This is a genomic window from Brevibacillus fortis (genome assembly GCF_003013395.1).
Classification (GTDB): domain Bacteria; phylum Bacillota; class Bacilli; order Brevibacillales; family Brevibacillaceae; genus Brevibacillus; species Brevibacillus fortis.
On sequence record NZ_PXZM01000063.1, the window covers coordinates 1 to 19,734 of the forward strand.

At 52.8% G+C, this 19,734-nt stretch carries 20 protein-coding genes and 1 riboswitch; of the genes, 19 read left to right on the top strand and 1 reads right to left on the bottom strand.

The window, feature by feature from the left end; all coding sequences use genetic code 11:
• Nucleotides 1-56: 56 nt before the first annotated feature.
• Nucleotides 57-749: a M15 family metallopeptidase gene (locus C7R93_RS28905; protein WP_106842023.1), complete on the bottom strand. Its 693-nt coding sequence runs from the start codon at nt 747-749 to the stop codon at nt 57-59.
• A 183-nt stretch (nt 750-932) separates the two neighbouring features.
• A riboswitch (cobalamin riboswitch) is annotated at nt 933-1,148 on the top strand.
• A 163-nt stretch (nt 1,149-1,311) separates the two neighbouring features.
• Here C7R93_RS28905 and cobO point away from each other — a divergent pair.
• Genes cobO through cobA form a run of 19 tightly spaced genes read left to right on the top strand, consistent with a single transcriptional unit; the run spans nt 1,312 to nt 19,715 of the window.
• Nucleotides 1,312-1,860, top strand: a complete 549-nt coding sequence (cobO, locus tag C7R93_RS28910) for a cob(I)yrinic acid a,c-diamide adenosyltransferase (RefSeq protein WP_106842024.1) — start codon at nt 1,312-1,314, stop codon at nt 1,858-1,860.
• A complete protein-coding gene (gene cobD / locus C7R93_RS28915) occupies nt 1,857-2,972 on the top strand; it encodes a threonine-phosphate decarboxylase CobD (protein WP_106842025.1) in 1,116 nt (371 codons plus the stop codon). The genes cobO and cobD overlap by 4 nt, the downstream gene beginning before the upstream one ends.
• Nucleotides 2,969-3,508: a bifunctional adenosylcobinamide kinase/adenosylcobinamide-phosphate guanylyltransferase gene (cobU, locus tag C7R93_RS28920; RefSeq protein ID WP_106842026.1), complete on the top strand. Its 540-nt coding sequence runs from the start codon at nt 2,969-2,971 to the stop codon at nt 3,506-3,508. The genes cobD and cobU overlap by 4 nt, the downstream gene beginning before the upstream one ends.
• On the top strand, nt 3,505-4,245 hold the full coding sequence (cobS, locus tag C7R93_RS28925) for an adenosylcobinamide-GDP ribazoletransferase (RefSeq protein ID WP_106842027.1): 741 nt from the start codon (nt 3,505-3,507) through the stop codon (nt 4,243-4,245). The genes cobU and cobS overlap by 4 nt, the downstream gene beginning before the upstream one ends.
• Nucleotides 4,242-4,874, top strand: coding sequence for a histidine phosphatase family protein (locus C7R93_RS28930; protein WP_106842028.1), 633 nt, complete (start codon nt 4,242-4,244; stop codon nt 4,872-4,874). The genes cobS and C7R93_RS28930 overlap by 4 nt, the downstream gene beginning before the upstream one ends.
• Nucleotides 4,871-5,821 (top strand): adenosylcobinamide-phosphate synthase CbiB, encoded by a 951-nt coding sequence (cbiB, locus tag C7R93_RS28935; protein WP_106842029.1) that lies wholly within the window; start codon nt 4,871-4,873, stop codon nt 5,819-5,821. Before C7R93_RS28930 ends, cbiB begins: the two co-directional genes overlap by 4 nt.
• Nucleotides 5,822-5,849: 28 nt before the next feature.
• Nucleotides 5,850-7,607 (top strand): precorrin-3B C(17)-methyltransferase, encoded by a 1,758-nt coding sequence (gene cobJ, locus C7R93_RS28940; RefSeq protein ID WP_106842030.1) that lies wholly within the window; start codon nt 5,850-5,852, stop codon nt 7,605-7,607.
• A gap of 37 nt (nt 7,608-7,644) precedes the next feature.
• On the top strand, nt 7,645-8,616 hold the full coding sequence (locus tag C7R93_RS28945) for a sirohydrochlorin chelatase (protein ID WP_106842031.1): 972 nt from the start codon (nt 7,645-7,647) through the stop codon (nt 8,614-8,616).
• 12 nt (nt 8,617-8,628) lie between these two features.
• On the top strand, nt 8,629-9,402 hold the full coding sequence (cobK, locus tag C7R93_RS28950; protein ID WP_106842032.1) for a precorrin-6A reductase: 774 nt from the start codon (nt 8,629-8,631) through the stop codon (nt 9,400-9,402).
• A gap of 2 nt (nt 9,403-9,404) precedes the next feature.
• A complete protein-coding gene (locus C7R93_RS28955; protein ID WP_106842033.1) occupies nt 9,405-10,055 on the top strand; it encodes a precorrin-8X methylmutase in 651 nt (216 codons plus the stop codon).
• Nucleotides 10,056-10,059: 4 nt separating this feature from the next.
• The gene (locus C7R93_RS28960; protein WP_106842034.1) at nt 10,060-11,196 is read left to right on the top strand and encodes a cobalt-precorrin-5B (C(1))-methyltransferase; all 1,137 of its coding nucleotides are present in this window, start codon (nt 10,060-10,062) and stop codon (nt 11,194-11,196) included.
• Nucleotides 11,159-12,388: a precorrin-6y C5,15-methyltransferase (decarboxylating) subunit CbiE gene (gene cbiE / locus C7R93_RS28965; RefSeq protein WP_106842035.1), complete on the top strand. Its 1,230-nt coding sequence runs from the start codon at nt 11,159-11,161 to the stop codon at nt 12,386-12,388. The genes C7R93_RS28960 and cbiE overlap by 38 nt, the downstream gene beginning before the upstream one ends.
• Complete coding sequence (gene cobI, locus C7R93_RS28970) at nt 12,385-13,095, top strand: precorrin-2 C(20)-methyltransferase (protein WP_106842036.1); 711 nt, start codon at nt 12,385-12,387, stop codon at nt 13,093-13,095. The genes cbiE and cobI overlap by 4 nt, the downstream gene beginning before the upstream one ends.
• Nucleotides 13,095-13,874 (top strand): precorrin-4 C(11)-methyltransferase, encoded by a 780-nt coding sequence (gene cobM / locus C7R93_RS28975; RefSeq protein WP_106842037.1) that lies wholly within the window; start codon nt 13,095-13,097, stop codon nt 13,872-13,874. Before cobI ends, cobM begins: the two co-directional genes overlap by 1 nt.
• Complete coding sequence (locus C7R93_RS28980; RefSeq protein ID WP_106842038.1) at nt 13,871-15,016, top strand: cobalt-precorrin 5A hydrolase; 1,146 nt, start codon at nt 13,871-13,873, stop codon at nt 15,014-15,016. Before cobM ends, C7R93_RS28980 begins: the two co-directional genes overlap by 4 nt.
• Complete coding sequence (locus tag C7R93_RS28985) at nt 15,013-16,389, top strand: cobyrinic acid a,c-diamide synthase CobB (protein WP_106842039.1); 1,377 nt, start codon at nt 15,013-15,015, stop codon at nt 16,387-16,389. Before C7R93_RS28980 ends, C7R93_RS28985 begins: the two co-directional genes overlap by 4 nt.
• Nucleotides 16,382-17,899, top strand: coding sequence for a cobyric acid synthase (locus C7R93_RS28990; protein WP_106842040.1), 1,518 nt, complete (start codon nt 16,382-16,384; stop codon nt 17,897-17,899). The genes C7R93_RS28985 and C7R93_RS28990 overlap by 8 nt, the downstream gene beginning before the upstream one ends.
• Nucleotides 17,899-18,939, top strand: a complete 1,041-nt coding sequence (gene cobT / locus C7R93_RS28995; protein ID WP_106842041.1) for a nicotinate-nucleotide--dimethylbenzimidazole phosphoribosyltransferase — start codon at nt 17,899-17,901, stop codon at nt 18,937-18,939. Before C7R93_RS28990 ends, cobT begins: the two co-directional genes overlap by 1 nt.
• Nucleotides 18,936-19,715 (top strand): uroporphyrinogen-III C-methyltransferase, encoded by a 780-nt coding sequence (gene cobA / locus C7R93_RS29000; protein WP_106842042.1) that lies wholly within the window; start codon nt 18,936-18,938, stop codon nt 19,713-19,715. The genes cobT and cobA overlap by 4 nt, the downstream gene beginning before the upstream one ends.
• The last annotated feature ends 19 nt before the right edge of the window (nt 19,716-19,734 follow it).

Sequence of the window (19,734 nt, forward strand, 5' to 3'; positions counted from 1 at the left end):
CTAACGGGTAACAGTTCACAGTTCTAGCTGACGGTCTTTTTCATAGATGTTACTTCTTACATCGACAAAACCCCGCCATAGATCGGCTCCTGTTGCGTTTTTTGTCCCCAGGTACGTGTTCCGTATTCGAAATGCCACCATTCTTTCGGATAGTTGACGAAACCAGCAGCGGTCATCAAGTGATAGAGCAGTCGGCGATTGTCTCGAATCTCGATGTCTTTTTGCGCAGGATGTACGAGTTCTTCATAGTAGCAAGTCGCTGCTTTTTCACTGAAATCATCGAAGTCTGTCCCCATCGCAAGCCAGCCATCTGGTCCTGCGATAGTCAGATCGACTGCGCCACCAGATAGGTGAGGGGACGGTTTGGAGAGGTCTGTTGTTGGATAAGCGACGAATTTGCTCAATTCTTCCGTGAGGGCGGGGCCTTCCTGCCAGCCTTGTAAAAGCAAGGCTTCACGGAAACGTTCATACAACGATGCTTGTACCTCGAACGAGCGCCAGCCGTCCAACACGACAAGCTTGTAGCCAACAGGCAGTTGCGCGGCTGCCATGGCGAGCTTATGTGCTGCCCCTTCTCGCAAAAAAGCTTCTGGCTGCGTTCCGGCATAGCCCTCGTGGTAGTAGGCTGGATAAACCGTGATTTGGGCAGAAAGGGAAGAGAGCGGGATCATCGGTTCGCCACATTCTCTGATCGGCAGTGGGCTTGGCAGGACCATGTCTGGCTTTTTTGGAATAGGAGGAAATAGCATGACTGCTCACCACTTTCGATTGTTTTGCCAATAGGGTAACGAAAATCGTCAGCTAAGTAAACGGTGATGATATGAAATTTTCTGCAAATAGATACCTGCGACGAATCGGCAGCTTTTGCTTGAATCCTCGGTAGCTTTTGCTATTATTAAAGCAAGTGCTTGTCAACGAAACGAATGACATTTACATATGGAAGAGAAACAGGTCCTTGTTTTTGCGAAACCGATTCGCAGGAGCGAGGTTAAAAGGGAAGTTTGGTGAAAAACCAACGCGGTCCCGCCACTGTAAGAGAGTAGCTATTCTTCAAGGCATCATGCCATCCACTGCCCATCCGGGAGCGGGAAGGAGAAGAAGAGCGATGATCCTCAAGCCAGGAGACCTGCCTGTTTTATGTTTACACTGATTTCCTTCGGGTCAAAGGAAGAGGTGAGGATTGTTGCTTTTCAGCTATCCGCGCTTTGTTTTTCCTTACGTACTAGGGGAAACAGAGCGCTTTTTTTGTTGGCTTCGGAAAGTATGGATCAAACAGCGGAGTAAAATACGTCACTTTTTGAGGTGGTAACGATGGAGAAAAACGATAAGAAGCGGGGCTTACTTCTCGTTTACACAGGAGACGGCAAAGGAAAAACAACGGCAGCAGTCGGGTTGGCTGTGCGGGCGACAGGGCGCGGGAAAAAGGTGCTGATGGTTCAATTCATCAAGTCGCCGGAGCGTACATACGGAGAAAAGATTATTTTCGATAAATTGGGCATCGAGATTGTGCAAAAGGGCATCGGCTTCACATGGACGAAGACACCGGAGGAGCATCGCCAGGCACTGAAAGAAGCGTGGGCGTTTGCGAGCGAAAAGCTTTCTTCTGGAGAGTACGATGTCGTTATTCTGGATGAGCTGAACAATGCATTGGCGATTGACCGCTTCCCGATTGATGATGTGTTGCCATTGTCCGATGTGTTGGAAGCGATTCAAAACAGGCCAAGTCATATCCACCTCGTCATTACGGGGCGAAGTGCGAAGCAGGAGATTTTGGACATAGCCGATCTGGTGACAGAAATGAAGCCGATCAAGCATTACTATGATGAAGGGATTCCGGCTGTGCTGGGGGTAGAGTTTTGACAAGCGCAGGTGTAATAGAAACGTACGGCCATGGCGGAGATGTATGGACAGCAGCGCAGCGCTTCGGGAGAGATCCTGGCCAGTTTCTGGATTACAGTGCCAATATTAATCCGCTGGGGATGCCAGCAAGCGTCCGGGAGATGCTGCTGGCATCGCTGGCTGCTGTAGCGCATTACCCAGACCCTGGTCATCGAGTGTTTCGCTGTGCATTGGCGAAACGGCTGCAAGTGCCGGAGGAATGGTTGTTGCCTGCCAATGGAGCAGCGGAGGCAATGGCACTAGCTATTCTCGGTCTTTCGCCGCAAACAGTTGGTGTGGTATATCCTTGCTTTTCGGAATACGCGCAACTTTCCGAGCAGTACGGTGCTCGTGTCATTGGCTGCTTTGGAAAGGAAGCGAACGGGTACAAGCCCGATCCTGCAGAGCTGTACGCTCTTTTTACGAAATCTGACCTCGTTTTTGTCGGGTCGCCAAACAATCCGACGGGAATCCTGTATCAACCGGATGAGCTGCGCCAAATGGCGGAATGGACGAAAGAGACCAATACGTGGCTCATCGTGGATGAGGCTTTCCTCGATTTTGTGGAAGAGGAGCGCCAGTATACCTTGGCAACGCAGCTGGAGCGCTTTCCCCGCGTGATTTTGATGCGTTCGATGACGAAAATGTACGCGATCCCGGGATTGCGCCTGGGCTATGCGATTGCGCATCCGGATGTCATTGCGAGGATGCGCCAGAAGCAAGTGAGCTGGAGCGTGAATGCACTGGCCCTTTTGGCTGGAGAACTGTGTTTGCAGGAGCAGGCATACGAGGAACAGACGCGCAGGCTCATAAAAGCAGAACGTGCTTATTTGAACGATTGCATCCGAAGTGAGTTGGGCTGGCAGGTATGGCCGGGTGAGGCGAACTTTTTGCTGCTGCGTTCGCCAGAAGGTTTGCCAGCAGAACAGTTGCAGGCACGGCTCGGCAAAAAAGGCGTTCTGATCCGCAATTGTGCGATGTATCCCGGTTTGACGGCACATGATGTGAGAATTGCAGTGCGTGGACGAGAGGAAAATGAACGACTTCTGGTAGCGCTCCGCGAGGTCCATGCGGAAGGAAGTGAACAGCGGTGAGCTTGGTGCTGGTAACCGGTGGTGTCCGTTCAGGAAAAAGCCGCTACGCGGAAGAGCTTGCGATGACGTTGAGCAGTCGAGTCCTGTACGTGGCGACAGGCAAGGCTTGGGATGATGAAATGAAGCAGAGAATCGAGCAGCATCAGGCACGTCGTCCGCTGGAATGGGGCTGTGTGGAGGTAGGAAAGCGATTGACCGATTACCACGCATTCAGTGAGCAGTATGATGTGGTGTTGATCGATTGTCTGTCTACCTGGGTGAGTAATCGGTTGATGAGCGTGGAAGAGTCGGAATGGAGAAGTGCATCACACACGCAAGCCCTGTTGCAGGAAGCAGAGGCATGGCTGTCCCTCGTACAGAATTCCCCGCAAAAAGTAATTGCCGTCACAAGCGAGGTCGGCTTGGGTGGTGTAGCCTTGAGTCGTTTGGGCAGATGGTTCGCGGATGTGCTGGGCGATGTCAATCAGAGAAGTGCGCGACAAGCGGACGCCGTCTACGCTGTGTTGTCGGGGATACCGTGGAGGATCAAAGGATGAATGCATTTTTACACGCGATCTCGTTTTTTACCCGTATTCCGGTCCCGTGGCTTCGTCCTTCAGAGGAAGCATGGAGAAAAAGCGTCAACTGGTATCCTGCAGTCGGCTTGGTCATAGGTTTATTGCTATGGGGTGTTTATCAGGCGGGATTGTTGCTATTTAGTCCTTGGCTAGCCGCTGTTTTGACGTTGGTCGCATGGGTTTATGTGACAGGTGGTCTTCATCTAGATGGCTGGATGGATTTAGCGGATGGTCTTGGCAGCGCCAGACCGAGAGAGCGGATACTCGAGATCATGAAGGATAGCCGCGTAGGTGCGATGGGCGTTCTTGCTGCGATTATGCTGTTGCTGATCAAGGCGGGTGCAGTCGCTGAGCTGGCGCATCCGGGATGGGGCAGCTTTTTGATCGTAGCACCAGTAGCAGCGCGGACACATGTGCTTTTGTCGATCAAGCTCTGGCCGTATCTTTCGGCGGACAAAGGGATCGGAAAAGGCATCAGTGCTGGGCTTTCCGTTTCCTCTATCATCGTGAGCTACATCATCTTGTTTGCCGCAGGATGGTATCTCGGGGGCTTGCAGGTCATTACAGCCATTTTCCTGTCGCTGTTGTTCGCTCTATTATTTTCACGCTCGGTTGCTAAAAAACTAGGCGGTTTAAATGGAGACTGCTACGGGGCTGTTATCGAAAGCAGTGAAGCGGTCGTTCTGCTGGTGTTAGTCGGGAGCTGGTGGTTATGAAACTGGTTTGGATACGTCACGGGGAGACAGACAGCAATCGTGAGCATCGATATTTGGGGCATAGCGACGTTCCTTTGAATGAACGAGGGTATATGCACGCGAGTGATTTGGCAAAGGAATTACCTGTGCTCATCGGGCGACCTGCTGCGATCTACGCAAGTGATCTGCTCAGATGCATTCAGACTGCTGAACCGCTCGCAGCTGCTTGGGGACTATCGGTTATTCCGTTTCCTGCGTTGCGAGAGTTGTCTTTTGGCGAGTGGGAGCTGATGACCTACGACGAGCTGATGCAGACGGACCCTGTGCGAGCCACGAGGTGGTACGACGATCCCATCCGAAATCGCCCTCCACAAGGGGAGAGTTTGGAAGAGCTGGGGATGCGTGTGGATAGTTGGCTTCGTTCATTGGTGGAGAGAGCGAGCAAGGAGGATGCATCTGATACAGTGGTCATCGTCACACATGGCGGCGTGATCCGCTGGTTCCTGGCCGCATGGCTCGAAAACAAGCCTGACCGATATTGGCAGGTCGATGGCGCAACGCATGGAGAGGCTCTGGTGGCGGAATGTTTGGATGTAGAAGGGCGGAGTTGGGTGCGACAACCCCTGAAGAGTAAGAGAGGGACAACATGACAGAAGTATGGATATTGTGTGCGGCCTACTTGATTGATCGAGTGGTGGGAGATCCCCGGAGTCTGCCACATCCAGTGATTATCATGGGCTGGTGGATTACGAGATTGGAGCGAGTCATACGTTCTCTCGTCAAAAAGGAGTCGCATTTGAAGCTGGCAGGAATCCTGTTCCCGCTCGTGATCGTTGGTGGCAGCTACGCTGTCGTTTGGCTACTCCTGTGGGGAGCCACGTTTATTCATCCGGTGCTTGCCTGGATATTGGGAGCCTGGTTGATTTCCACGACGATCGCGATAAAAGGCTTGGCGGATGCCGGGATGGAGATTGCCCGTCATCTCGTGGCCGGGGATATGGAAGCGGCGAGACGCTCCTTGTCCATGGTAGTCGGACGCGATACAGAGCGGCTGGATGAACCGGAAGTGTGTCGGGGAGCGGTGGAAACCGTGGCGGAAAACATCGTCGATGCGATCGTCTCTCCGCTGATTTATGCAGCGATTGGGGGAGCACCGTTGGCAATGGCGTATCGTGCCGCAAACACTCTCGACTCTATGGTGGGCTATAAAAACGAGAAGTATATGAATCTTGGTTGGGCATCCGCCCGCTTTGACGATGTACTGAACTACATACCCGCCCGTTTGACAGCTTTGTTGCTCGTTGCCGCAAGTTGGCTTGCGCGATTGGATGGGAAGCAGTGCTGGGCAATGATCAGAAGAGATGCGCATTTGCATCCGAGTCCAAACAGCGGTTTGCCGGAAGCCGGAGTCGCTGGCGCATTAGGCGTGCAGCTCGGGGGACTGAATTATTACCAAGGTGTTGCGTCGAATCGGGCAAAAATGGGAGATGCGAAGCGACCCTTGCAGGCAAGTGATATTGTCGCGACGATTCGTTTGATGTATCTCGTTTCGCTCTTATGTCTGCTCGTTAGCGTGATGATATCGATTTTATTATAAACAGGTAAGTGAAAAGGGGAGGGGCCTTATGAGCGGCAAGTTGTTTGTGATCGGGTTTGGTCCAGGAAGTTTTGAGCATATCACCAAGCGGGCGCGGGAAGCCTTGCAGGAGTCCGATGTCATTATCGGCTATTCCACCTACGTAGATTTGATCCGCGGACTTTTGACGCATCAGGAAATCGTCAGCACAGGGATGACGGAAGAAGTGACGCGTGCACGGGAAGCCGTGCGTCAGGCGGAAGAGGAAGGCAAAAAGGTAGCGGTCATTTCCAGTGGAGACTCAGGTGTTTACGGGATGGCAGGTCTCGTATACGAGGTGTTAGTGGAAAAAGGCTGGACAGAAGCAACCGGCGTACCCATCGAAATCGTACCGGGCATCTCGGCGATCAATTCTTGTGGGGCGATCCTCGGTGCTCCTATCATGCACGATGCATGTACGATCAGTTTGAGCGATCACTTGACGCCGTGGGAATTGATCGCCAAACGGATTGACGCAGCAGGGATGGCAGACTTTGTTATCGCGCTGTACAACCCGCGTAGCGGACGACGCACACGTCAGATTGTGGAAGCGCAACGCATTCTTTTGCAATACCGCTCACCTGATACGCCAGTCGGTATCGTGAAAAGTGCTTATCGCGAGCGCGAAACGGTTGTCGTGACGACCTTGGCGCAAATGCTGGAGCATGATATCGGCATGTTGACCACCGTGATTATCGGAAATACATCGACGTTTGTATACGACGGCAAAATGATTACGCCGCGCGGCTACCAGCGCAAATACACGCTCTCTGCTGATGAGCAGCCATTGAAGCCGCATCAGCGTCTACGTGTAGAAAACGAGCCTTGGTCGCTTGAGGCATCTGAGGAGAGCGTGTCGTCGGCTCCGGCAGCACCAGCTACTCCTAAAACAGAAAGACCTATCGCAGTAACCGAGGATAGGGCGACTGCTACCGAACCAGTAAATAGCGCAGCGACAAGTACGGCTGTACTGGAAGCCCCGCCTGTTACAGAAGCAGAAGCGCCAAAAGCTCCTTTCGCATGGGCGATGGATGCTTTGAATGCTATCAATGCGGCAAAAGGAATTGAGACCAAGCCAGCTACAGGGCAGGTCCATCGTCCTGTATCTTCTTTTACGCCAGAGATGATTTTCGAATGTGCAGTAAGTCCGGGTGTTGCCAACAAAAAAATCACGCCGTTGCAAATGATGGCGATTGCCGAAGTGGCTGGCGAAAAAGGCGAGATCGAATACACCCCACACCACCAAATGATTTTGCGCGTGTCGACTTCCAACCCTGACAGCATCACGAGCCGCTTGCGTGAGCTAGGATTGATTCTCAGCCCGATCGGAGACGTTTTGCAGGTAAAAGCGTGTGATTTCTGCGATGGCGAGAAAAAGGACAGCATTCCTTATGCAGACGAGCTGCACCAAAAGCTGGGTGGAAAAGAAATGCCGAAGGAACTGAAGATCGGCTTCAACGGCTGCGGGATGGCGTGCTATGGCGCGGTTCAAGAGGACATCGGGATCGTATTCCGAAAAGGAGCGTTCGATTTATTCCTGGGAGCAAAAACGGTGGGGCGCAATGCACACTCTGGTATTCCGGTAGCAGAAGGCATCGAAAAAGAAGAGATTGTTCCACTAGTGGAGCGAATCGTGAACCGATTCAAAAAAGAAGCATTTCCGAACGAGCGTTTCCACAAGTTTTTCCAACGAGTAGGTGAGCTGGAGGGCTACGCATGGTATGAGCCAGCAAAAGCTGAAATCGAGAACGCTGCATGCGGAGATTGATAGAAGAACACCGAATAAATAACGAGGGGGACATAAAATGGACGCAGTATTATTTGTAGGTCATGGAAGCAAGGACCCAGAAGGCAATGAAGAGATTCGCCAGTTTGTAGCGACGTTAACACCGGACTTGGATGTACCGATCATCGAGACATGCTTTCTGGAGTTTGCTCGTCCTGACATGCTGCAAGGCTTGAATACTTGTGTAGCACGTGGGGCGACCCGCGTGGCAGTCATTCCAATCATCCTGTTCTCTGCCGGTCATGCGAAAATTCATATTCCAGCTGCCATCGACGAGGCGAAGGAGCTGCACCCACACGTTCAGTTCATCTACGGACGCCCGATCGGCATTCACGACGAAGTTATCAATATTTTGAGCGCTCGCATGGAAGGGGCAGGCTTTGCCTCTGGGGAAGACCATGATGACCTGGCTGTACTTGTAATCGGACGCGGCAGCAGCGATGCAGATGCCAATAGCGATATTTACAAAATGTCCCGACTGTTCTGGGAGCGCTACAAAGCCAAGTGGGTAGAGACTGCCTTCATGGGCGTGACGTATCCACTGTACGACGAGGGCGTTGAGCGTTGCCTGAAGCTGGGGGCCAAGCGCATCGTTCTCTTGCCATACTTCCTGTTCACGGGTGTGTTGATCAAACGGATGAGCGACCAACTGGAGAAGTTCCGCGAGCAATATCCAGAAGCCCAGTTCGAAATGGCCGAGTATTTTGGTTTCCATCCGTTGTTGAAAGAAGTGCTCAAGGATCGTGTGGTGGAAGCGTTGCACGGTGAAGTGAAGCTGAACTGTGATACCTGTCAGTACAGGCTGGCAGCGATGGAGCACATCGATCATCACCATCACCACCACGATGATGATCATGGACATCACCACCACCATGGTCACCACCATCACCATCATCATCACGACCATGATCACGACCATGACCACGATCACGAGCACGACCATAAGCATGACCATAAGCATGACCACAAGCACGACCACGTTACCAAGTAGGAGGGACGCAGCATGATTCTGGTACTGGCTGGAACGAGCGATGCGCGCGAGTTGGCTTTGCTAATCAAGGACAAGGGCTACGAACTGTTGACGACGGTCGTCACTGACAATGCAGCGAAAAGCATGGAAGAAGTGGGCATACCCGTTCAGGTCGGACGCCTGACAGCCGAAGATATTCAGCAGCTGATCCAAGAGAGAGCCGTGCAATGCGTGGTCGACGCGAGTCATCCCTTCGCAGAGGAAGCCTCCAAAAATGCCATGGCAGGAGCACAGGGTGCGGGAGTTCCCTACATTCGTTACGAGCGGGAAAGCCTCTCTTCACCAGGCAGCGAGAAGCTGATTGTAGTGGAGGATTATGTACAAGCGGCTGAGCTGGCGGCAGACAAGCGTGGCGTCATCATGCTGACGACAGGCAGCAAGACGCTGAAAACATTTACGGATCGTTTGTTGGGCCTGCCGGATACGACGGTGGTAGCACGGATGTTGCCGCGCCTTGACAATATGCAAAAATGCGAAGAGCTAGGCGTTGAGCAAAAAAACATCGTAGCGATGCAAGGTCCATTTTCCAAAGAGCTGAACAAAGCACTCTACGATCATTATGGTGTCACGCTGATGATCACCAAGGAGAGCGGCAAGGTAGGCGCTTTTGACGAAAAGGTGGAAGCGGCACTGGAAATGGGCATCGAAACAATCGTCATCGGTCGTCCAAAGATCGATTACGGAACGAAGTTTTCGGATTTCCCAAGTGTATTGGACCAACTCAAACAAGTGACTGGAGGAAACTAACCATGGATTTCAAAACGGAATTTAAACCGATGACCGTACAACCGCAAGAGATCGAGGAATTGAGCTTTCAAATTATTACAGATGAGCTGGGCGAGCATTCTTTTACAGAAGAGCAGTATCCAGTTGTACAACGTGTCATCCACGCATCCGCAGACTTTGACCTCGGACGCAGCCTTGTTTTCCACCCGGACGCAGTAAAATCGGGGATCGAGGCAATCCGCAGCGGCAAAATTGTCGTAGCAGACGTGCAAATGGTGCAAGTCGGCATCAGCAAAAATCGCATTGAAAAATTCGGCGGACAAGTAAAGGTGTACATCTCTGACCGCGATGTCATGGAAGAGGCAAAGCGCTTGAATACAACCCGCGCAATCATTTCCATGCGCAAAGCGATCAAAGAAGCGGATGGCGGTATCTTTTGCATCGGAAACGCACCGACAGCACTCCTGGAGCTGATCCGCATGGTGAAGGAAGGCGAAGCGAAGCCAGGTCTCGTGATCGGGATGCCAGTTGGCTTCGTATCTGCGGCAGAATCCAAGGAAGAGCTGGCGAAGCTCGATATCCCATTCATCACGAACATGGGACGCAAAGGCGGAAGCCCAGTAACGGTAGCAGCATTGAATGCCATTTCGATCATGGCGGAACGGTTGGGCTAAGCAAATGGCAGCCAAAGCAGCAACGGACGAAAAAGAGGCCAAACCCCTCCGCCACGGATATACGACTGGATCATGCGCAACGGCGACGACCAAGGCTGCTTTGATCGCGCTGATTACTCAGGAAGAGCAAAGCCAAGCGACAATTCGCCTGCCAATCGGCGAGGAGGTCACCTTTCAGATGGAGAGCTGTGAATTTTCATTGGAGAGGGCGACAGCAGGCACGATCAAGGATGGGGGAGACGATCCGGATGCGACACACGGTGCCCTTATCCTCTCTACCGTGGAATGGTCGGATGAGCCCGGCATTATTTTGGACGGCGGACTCGGTGTGGGACGGGTGACCAAGCCAGGATTGCCCGTATCGATTGGCGAGGCAGCTATCAATCCCGTCCCACGCAAAATGATCAGGGAAACCGCGCAGGCTGTTCTGGATGAGTACGGGACCCAGCGCGGGATCAAAATCGTCATCTCCGTGCCTGCGGGCGAGGAAATCGCAAAAAAAACATTGAATGGACGACTCGGCATACTCGGCGGCATCTCTATTTTGGGGACGCGCGGAATCGTGGTGCCGTTTTCCACTTCTGCCTACAAAGCGAGCGTGGCGCAAGCGGTCAACGTCGCCAAGGAAGCCGGCTGCGATCACATTGTGCTGTCAACGGGCGGAAAGAGTGAATCCTATGGAATCGCTACTTACCCGGAGCTATCGGAAGAAGCATTCGTTGAAATGGGCGATTTCGTCGGCTTTTCCCTCAAGCAGTGCAAGAACAAGGGCATGCACAAAGTGACCTTGGTCGGGATGATGGGCAAGTTTTCCAAGGTAGCACAGGGCGTCATGATGGTTCACTCCAAAAGTGCCCCGGTTGACTTCGGATTCCTTGCACAGATGGCGGCAGATGCGGGGTCCACCCAAGAAAGAATCGATGAAATACTGGGAGCCAACACCGCTTCGCAGGTAGGCGATATGATGGTGGATACGCCCGCCTTTTTCGAGATCATGTGTGAAAACTGCTGTCGCGCTGCATTAAAGGAAGTGGGCGGCGGGATCGAGGTCGAAACCATCATCATCACAATGAAAGGGTCCCTGTTGGGAAGGGTGACGATCAATGACACAGGCGATGAAAGTAATAGGAATCGGGGATGATGGACAGCAGAGCCTGCTGCCGTTGTACCGGACTTGGATAGAAGAAAGTGAACTTTTGGTTGGAGGGGAGCGGCACCTCAGTTTTTTCCCGGAGTATACAGGGGAAAAGCGTGTGCTGAAAGGCGGACTGACCGCGATGGTAGAGGAGCTGCTTCAAGAGACACGCAAGACCGTCATTCTGGCGTCAGGCGACCCGCTCTTTTACGGAATTGGTAGCTTGCTTTCCAAAAAGCTGAACGTAGAGATTTACCCGCACTTAAGCTCCATCCAGCTCGCTTTTGCCAAAATGGGAGAAGCATGGCAGGATGCGACACTTGCGAGTGTGCACGGACGCAGCATCAAAGGTCTGGCACAGCGGATCGACGGGAAGGAAAAGGTCGCACTGTTGACGGATCGGGAAAACTCGCCAGCAGCGATTGCCCGCTATCTCCTTTCGTTCCAAATGACCGAGTACGATGCGTTCGTGGCGGAAAATCTGGGCAGTGCCGAAGAGCGGACAGGTTGGTATTCCCTTGAGGAAATGGCAGATGGTGTCTTCTCTGATCTGAATGTCGTGATTTTGAAAAAGCGCCGTCCAAGCCCGGTTTGGCCGTTTGGAATCGCAGACGAGGAGTTCTCCCAGCGTAAGCCGGACAAGGGACTCATTACGAAAAAAGAAGTGCGCATTTTAAGCATTGCACAACTGCAATTGCATGCTAAAAGCACCATCTGGGACATCGGCACCTGCACAGGCTCTGTCGCGATTGAAGCGGCACGGATCGCACGCGAGGGTGAAGTGTATGGTGTAGAGAAGAACGTGGACGATCTGGAAAACTGCCGCCAGAACATGGCGAAGTTTCGCACGGATTTGACAGTGATTAACGCGCGTGCCCCACATGGCTTGGATGAGTTCCCGGACCCGGATGCCGTATTTATTGGCGGTAGTGGTGGAGAATTGCGCGAGTTGTTGAACATCTGCTGCACACGACTGCGCCCGAATGGCCGGATTGTGGTGAATGCAGCGACCATTGAGACATTGTACGAAGCGACACAAGCATTCGCGCAGGAAGGTTTCGAGACATCGGTGACACTGGCGCAGCTATCGCGCAGCAAGCCGATTTTGTCCCTGACGCGCTTTGAAGCATTGAATCCGATCTACATCATAACGGCCTGGGCCAAGCAGGCAGAAGAACAAGGAGGAGACAGCAAGTGACCAAGATCGGAACTCTGTACGGACTGGGAGTAGGTCCCGGCGACCCTGAATTGATTACGGTGAAGTCATTTCGCCTGTTGCAGCAATCGCCAGTGATTGCGTACCCGAAAAAACGGATGGGCAGCAAAAGCTACGCGCATCAAATCGCCGAGCTGTATGTGCAGTCCCCTGACAAGGAAATGCTCGGACTCGTATTCCCGATGACGCGGGACAAAGAAATTTTGGAGCGCGAGTGGAACAACACGGTCGAGATCGTGTGGGAGCGTCTGTCTGAAGGCAAGGACGTCGCTTTTGTAACGGAAGGCGATCCGATGTTTTACAGCACGTTTATCCACATGATGCGCGTCATGCATGAGGAGCACCCGGAAGTGCCAATCGTGACCGTACCAGGTGTCTCTTCGTTTCTGGGAGCAGCGTCAAGGTTCAATCTGCCGCTGGCGGATGGCGACGAGCAGATCGGAATCATCCCTGCAACAGAAGACAAGGAAGCTATGCGAAAAGCTATTGAAAACCACGATACAGTCGTGTTCCTGAAGGTAGCAAAAGTACTGCCAATGATCATTGGCTTGCTAAAAGAAATGGGTCTTGCCGAAAAGGCAGCGGTAGCGACCAAGGTCACTTCCTCTGAGGAAATGGTTTGGACCGATATGCGTGAACTGGAGCGGGCAGAGCTTAGCTATCTTACACTGATGGTGGTGAAAAAGTAATGAAACTGTACATAGTAGGAGCGGGTCCTGGCGACCCTGATTTGATTACGGTAAAAGGCTTGAAGCTGCTGCAAAAGGCAGATGTCATTATGTATACAGACTCTCTCGTGAACGAGGAGTTGGTTGCACTCGGCAATCCGAATGCGGAAGTACTGCAAAGCTCTGGTATGGCATTGGAAGAAATGGTAGAACAATTGGTAGAACGGATTAGCAGTGGAAAAACAGTGGTACGCCTGCATACGGGCGATCCATCGATTTATGGCGCGATTATGGAGCAGATCGCACTGTTAAAGGAAAAAGGCATTGAGGTTGAAATCGTTCCTGGTGTGAGCTCAGTATTTGCGGCAGCGGCAGCAGTAGGAGCCGAGCTGACGATTCCTGATCTGACACAGACGATTATCCTCACTCGCGCGGAAGGTCGCACACCAGTACCGGAAAGAGAAAAGCTGCGTGCACTCGCTGAGCATCATTGCACACTGGCACTTTATTTGAGTGCGACTTTGACGAAAAAAGTAGTCCGTGAGCTGATCGAAGCTGGCTGGAGCGAGGATACGCCAGTAGCAGTCGTGCAACGCGCAAGCTGGCCGGATCAATTGATCGTTCGCACGACGCTGAAAAATTTGGACGAAGACATGGGCAAAAATGGCATCCGCAAGCACGCGATGATTTTGGCTGGCTGGGCATTGGACCCGAACATCCACGACAAGAGCAAGCAATACCGTTCCAAGCTGTACGATAAAACCTTTACACACGGGTTCAGAAAAGGTGTTAAGGAATGAAGATCATCGAATTGATCGAGGGAGAAATCCCTGTCATCGAGCAACGTGGGGACTATGCCATTGTCGCGATCACGAAGCACGGCGTAGAGATGGCGCGTGATTTGGCGCAAAAATTTCCTGGGACAGACCTGTACTACATGAGCAAGTTCGAGCGCGGAGATGAGGAAGCACGCGGTATTCAGCTGTTTTCAAACAGTGTACGGATGCTGTTTCCGTCTCTCTGGCCTGCTTATAAAGGGTTAATCATCATTATTTCACTAGGTGCGGTGATTCGGATGATCGCACCTTTGCTCGAAGATAAAAAGAAAGACCCGGGTGTCGTCGTCGTCGATGACCGTGGGGAGAATGTCATCAGCGTCCTGTCCGGTCATTTGGGCGGTGCCAACGAGCTGGCTCGAGAGGTAGCTGCAGTAATGGAAGCTCGTCCGATCATTACGACAGCATCAGACGTACAAAAGACGATTCCAGTCGATCTATTCGGCAGACGTTTTGGCTGGGAGTGGGATTCCGCTGAAAAGCTGACCCCTGTCAGTGCTTCTGTCGTAAATGAGGAGCGAGTAGCCGTCATCAACGAATCCGGTGAACGCGACTGGTGGATGCACGACACGCCGATGCCGCCGTCTATCAAGGAATACGCGACAATCGCTGAGGCTAGGGCTGATCAGCCGCAAGCTGCGCTGGTTGTCTCGCATCGCTTGCTCGCACCAGAGGAACAATCGATTTTGGACAACGGCGTCCTTTATCGTCCGAAGGTCATCGTACTGGGCATGGGCTGCAACCGGGGAACCTCCGCAGAGGAGATCGAGGCCGTCATCAAGGAAACGCTGGATGAACTGCAATTTTCGATCAAAAGTGTAAAAGCACTGGCGACCATCGAGTTGAAAAAAGATGAAGCGGGTCTGATCGCCGTTTGCGAAAAATACGGCTGGCCGTTCGTCTGGTATTCACCTGAAGAGTTGAACCAGGTAGAGATCAGCGATCCGTCTGATACCGTCTTCAAGTTCACCGGAGCTTACGGAGTGAGCGAGCCTGCTGCGAAGCTGTATGCTGGCACGGGCGAACTCGTTTTGACCAAGAAGAAGTCGGGCAATGCCACCATTTCGGTCGGATTGATGCCCTATCACGAGGAGGAGCGCGCATGACGGATAGCCGCCGTATTGTGATTGCCGGAACAGGCAGCGGAGCGGGTAAGACCACCGTTACCATCGGACTGATGGCTGCTCTGAAAAGAAAAGGGCATACCGTACAAGGCTTCAAGTGCGGACCTGACTACATCGATCCTACGTATCATACGGCTGTGACGGGAAGAGCTTCACGTAATCTGGACAGCTTTATGCTGGAGCACGAGATCGTGAAGGAGATTTTTGTCCGTGGCAGCGAGGGTGCAGACATCTCGATTATCGAGGGCGTCATGGGGATGTACGATGGCAAGGAAGCGACCAGCGATAAAGGCAGTACGGCCGAAATCAGCATCCTGACTGGTTCTCCGGTTCTGCTGGTGGTCAATTGTCAAAGCATGGCGCGCAGTGCGGCAGCGATTGTCAAAGGCTTTCAACTGCTCAATCCTCAGGCGAGAATCGTCGGTGTCATCGCGAACAAGGTCGGGAGTGAAGGCCATCACAAAATCGTGAAGGCAGCGATCGAGCAGGAGTGCGGGATTCCGGTCGTAGGCTACCTGAAACGGGAGAACGAGCTGGAAATACCAGAACGTCATCTCGGATTGGTACCATCTGTCGAGCGTGGTGAGTTGACCCCCTTGTTTGAAAAGCTGGCTGACTTGATCGCAGAGACAGTTGATTTGGAGCAAATCTGGGAGCTGGCAAAGGCAGAGCCGCTCAAGGCAGAACCGAAGCTATTTGCTCCGCGAAAAGCATCTGCCGATGTTACTATTGCTGTAGCGAAGGACCCTGCTTTTCATTTTTACTATCCGGAAAATTTGGAGCTGCTCGAAGCATATGGCGCGAAGCTGTCATTCTTTTCTCCGTTGGCCGGCGAGGGAGTGCCTGAGGACGCAGATGGCTTGTACATCGGGGGAGGCTTCCCGGAGGAATTTGCGGCAGAGCTGTCGCAAAATGAAGCGGTGAAACAATCGATCCGAGCTGCGATCACAAAAGGCCTGCCTACCTTGGCTGAGTGCGGTGGCTACATGTTTTTGACGGAAGCGATCGTGACGACTGAGGGCGACAGCTATCCGATGGTAGGACTCATCCCGGGCAAGGTGACCATGCAGAAAAAACTCGCAGCGCTCGGCTATCGCGAAGTGCGCGGCAAGGAAGGCAATTTCTTGATCGGCACGGAGGAACAGGCAAAAGGGCATGAATTCCACTACTCTACGTATGCGTCGGATCAGGACTTGCCAGCAGCTTACGAAACAAAAGGCTTGCGTGGTACGAAACCGGAGGGCTATGCCCAGGATAATCTGGTTGCGGGCTATACCCACTTGCATTTTGGCTCCAATCCAGACCTGGTTGAGCGTTGGCTGAACCGATGCGCGGAGGTGGCCGCTCGTGCCTAAAACCCTCCCGTTGATGGTGCAAGGGACCAGCTCGGATGCAGGAAAAAGTGCGATTGCAACAGCGCTGTGCCGGATTTTTGCCCAAGATGGCTACAAGACAGCTCCGTTCAAATCGCAAAATATGGCGTTGAATTCCTACGTGACGCTGGATGGAAAAGAAATCGGCCGGGCACAGGGCGTTCAGGCGGAAGCAGCGGGAATTCTGGCGACGACTGACATGAACCCCATTTTGATCAAACCGACACGAGATTCCGAATCGCAAATAGTCGTCAACGGCGAGCCATACGGGAACATGAAAGCTTTTGCCTATCGTACGGAATTTTATCACGAGGGCTTGCGGGTCATTGAGGAAGCGTATCAACGACTCGCCAGCACCTATGAGCGGGTCGTCATTGAAGGGGCTGGCAGTCCGGCAGAGATCAATCTGAATGACCGCGAGCTCGTCAATATGCGGGTCGCTCGTCTCACGAACGCGCCTGTCATTTTGGTGGCAGACATCGAGCGTGGTGGTGTGTTTGCCAGCTTGGTCGGCACCCTCCAACTGCTCGAACCCGAAGATCGGGACCGCGTGATTGGTGTCATCATCAATCGTTTTCGTGGAGACCTGACGTTATTGCAGCCGGGTCTTGACTGGTTCGAGGAATATACGGGCAAGCCAATTCTTGGTGTCGTGCCATTTATCCCAGACTTGTGGATCGACGCAGAGGATTCGTTGATTTTGCACCGTTACCAAGGTCAGCGTGAGACGCCGCGGGAGATTGACATTGCTGTTTTGCGCTACCCGCGAATTTCCAACTTTACAGACGTGGACCCGTTTTTTGTAGAGCCGGATTGCAGGATGCGCTTTGTGACACGTTTGGAAGAGCTAGGTGAACCTGATCTGATTGTCTTGCCGGGCAGTAAGAATACACTCGAGGATTTGCAATTTCTGCGAGAGACAGGTCTTGCGGCGGCGGTCAAAGAGCTTCATCATAAAGGGAAGACGTATATAGTCGGCTTGTGCGGCGGCTATCAAATGCTGGGAGAATCCATTCACGATCCTGCTGGGGTCGAGTCTCCGTTGAAAGAGCTTGATGGACTGGGGCTCATCCCGATGATCACGACGATGGAGCAAAAGAAAACAACCGTATTGTCTCGTGGAGAAGCTGTCTTCGGAAAAGAAAAGCTGATAGTGGAAGGCTACGAGATTCACATGGGGCAATCTGCTTATTCGAGCAATGACTTTCCTTTTATCCAGATGGAGGGGCGTACGGAGGGCTATTGTCAGGAGGAGCGGCAGTTGATCGGCACGTATTTTCATGGCCTGTTCCACAATGACCACTTCCGCACTCTGTTGCTGAATACCATCCGTGAGAAAAAAGGTCTCCCACCCATCACGGATCGCCCATCCTTTGTCGCTCTGAGAGAGCAGGGGTACGATCTGTTGGCGGATACCGTTCGTCGCCATGTGAAGTTGGATACGATCGAAGCGTACATGAAGGCTTTTCAAGAAAAAGAGGTGCAAGTGTAATGTCAGTCATTTATCCGGCGATTGAGCCACGAAATCAGGAAGCAAGTGAGCAAACGAGACAGCATGTGGATCAGTTGACCAAGCCGCTTGGCAGCCTTGGTCGCTTGGAGCAATTGGCTATTGAGCTGGCTGGAATGACAGGTGAGACGATGCCTGTGGTGACACCGCCGGGCGTGCTTGTTTTTGCGGCCGATCACGGTGTAGCGCGGGAAGGTGTCTCTGCCTATCCGCAGGAAGTGACAGCGCAAATGGTGCTGAACATGGTTCATGGCGGAGCTGGGGTCAACGTCTTCGCCAGACAAATCGGAGCCATCCAAAAAATCGTAGATGTCGGCGTAGCGGTCGAGGTCGAAGCGCCGGGTGTTTACAACAAGCGAATCAGAGCGGGCACGGGCAATATGCTCAAAGAAGCAGCGATGTCCGCAGACGAAGCGACGCGCTCCATCTCAGTAGGTCTCGAAATGGCGGAAGCGATTATCGGCGAAGGGGCCAAAGTCCTGATCGTCGGTGAAGTGGGCATTGGCAACACAACAGCCAGCAGTGCGATACTGTCTGCTTTAACCGGAGCTGATCCTGAGCAAATCGTTGGACGCGGAACAGGTCTGGATGACGCGGGGTGGCAGCGTAAAAAAGCAGTTGTTCGTGAAGTACTTGCGCTGCATCGCCCAGATGCAACCAATCCATTGGATGTTTTGGCAAAGGTCGGCGGACTGGAAATCGGAGCAATGGCTGGAGCGATCATCGGAGCAGCTTCTCGTCGCGTCCCTGTGCTGCTGGACGGCTTTATCGCTACGGTAGCGGCTTTGCTTGCCGTTCGAATAGAGCCACTCGTTGCTGATTACTTGATCGCGGGTCACCGTTCTGAGGAGCCGGGGCATGAGTTTGTCCTGCAAGCATTGGGCAAAGAGCCGTTGCTCAGCCTGAAATTGCGGCTGGGTGAAGGAAGCGGAGCAACACTGGCGTTTCCAATCGTGGAAGCAGCGACACGGATGGTTCGTGAGATGGCGACATTTGCATCCGCAGGAGTAAGTGACCGATGAGCGGCGCGGGCAAAGTCTATCTCGTAGGAGCTGGCCCTGGCGATCCAAAGCTGATTACCGTAAAAGGAATGGAATGCCTGCAAAAGGCAGAGGTGGTTGTGTATGATCGGCTGGCAAATCCAGCCCTGCTGGAATACTCGCCACAGACGGCAGAGCGCATCTACTGCGGCAAGCTGCCGGATCATCACACAATGAGACAGGAATCGATCAACGAGCTGTTAGCGGAAAAGGCGTTGGAAGGAAAAGTCGTCGTTCGACTAAAAGGCGGCGATCCTTGTGTGTTTGGCCGTGCGGGAGAAGAAGCCCAGCATTTGGCTGAGCGAGGAATTGCCTTTGAAATCGTGCCAGGAGTAACAGCTGGAATTGCAGCTTCGGCGTACGCGGGTATTCCGGTGACACACCGCGATCACGGCTCGTCATTCGCTGTCGTGACTGGACATTTGCGCGAAGATAAGCCGGAGCTGGCTGTAGAAAAATGGGGTGCTCTCGCGAATGGCATCGACACCGTAGCCTTTTACATGGGCGTAGCCAATCTGCCGTTGATCCGCACTCAATTAATCAAGCACGGACGCGATCCGCATACGCCAGTAGCCGTTATCTCTTGGGGAACACTCCCGCAACAAGCGGTGGTAACGGGTACATTGGCTGATATTGAGGAACGTTTGGCGCAGAACAGTCACATCACCAATCCTGCTATCATTCTGGTCGGTGATGTCGTGAAGATGCGCGAGAAAATCAACTGGTTTGAAGCTACGCTTGCAATGGAGCAAGCGTAACAATGGAAAGACGAGGAGG

Bases quoted from the DNA above. Each gene is read 5' to 3' on its own strand.
- C7R93_RS28905 (WP_106842023.1), bottom strand. From the start codon at position 749: ATGCTATTTCCTCCTATTCCAAAAAAGCCAGACATGGTCCTGCCAAGC.
- cobO (WP_106842024.1), top strand. From the start codon at position 1,312: ATGGAGAAAAACGATAAGAAGCGGGGCTTACTTCTCGTTTACACAGGA.
- cobS (WP_106842027.1), top strand. From the start codon at position 3,505: ATGAATGCATTTTTACACGCGATCTCGTTTTTTACCCGTATTCCGGTC.
- C7R93_RS28930 (WP_106842028.1), top strand. From the start codon at position 4,242: ATGAAACTGGTTTGGATACGTCACGGGGAGACAGACAGCAATCGTGAG.
- cbiB (WP_106842029.1), top strand. From the start codon at position 4,871: ATGACAGAAGTATGGATATTGTGTGCGGCCTACTTGATTGATCGAGTG.
- cobJ (WP_106842030.1), top strand. From the start codon at position 5,850: ATGAGCGGCAAGTTGTTTGTGATCGGGTTTGGTCCAGGAAGTTTTGAG.
- C7R93_RS28945 (WP_106842031.1), top strand. From the start codon at position 7,645: ATGGACGCAGTATTATTTGTAGGTCATGGAAGCAAGGACCCAGAAGGC.
- cobK (WP_106842032.1), top strand. From the start codon at position 8,629: ATGATTCTGGTACTGGCTGGAACGAGCGATGCGCGCGAGTTGGCTTTG.
- C7R93_RS28955 (WP_106842033.1), top strand. From the start codon at position 9,405: ATGGATTTCAAAACGGAATTTAAACCGATGACCGTACAACCGCAAGAG.
- C7R93_RS28960 (WP_106842034.1), top strand. From the start codon at position 10,060: ATGGCAGCCAAAGCAGCAACGGACGAAAAAGAGGCCAAACCCCTCCGC.
- cbiE (WP_106842035.1), top strand. From the start codon at position 11,159: ATGACACAGGCGATGAAAGTAATAGGAATCGGGGATGATGGACAGCAG.
- cobM (WP_106842037.1), top strand. From the start codon at position 13,095: ATGAAACTGTACATAGTAGGAGCGGGTCCTGGCGACCCTGATTTGATT.
- C7R93_RS28980 (WP_106842038.1), top strand. From the start codon at position 13,871: ATGAAGATCATCGAATTGATCGAGGGAGAAATCCCTGTCATCGAGCAA.
- C7R93_RS28985 (WP_106842039.1), top strand. From the start codon at position 15,013: ATGACGGATAGCCGCCGTATTGTGATTGCCGGAACAGGCAGCGGAGCG.
- cobT (WP_106842041.1), top strand. From the start codon at position 17,899: ATGTCAGTCATTTATCCGGCGATTGAGCCACGAAATCAGGAAGCAAGT.
- cobA (WP_106842042.1), top strand. From the start codon at position 18,936: ATGAGCGGCGCGGGCAAAGTCTATCTCGTAGGAGCTGGCCCTGGCGAT.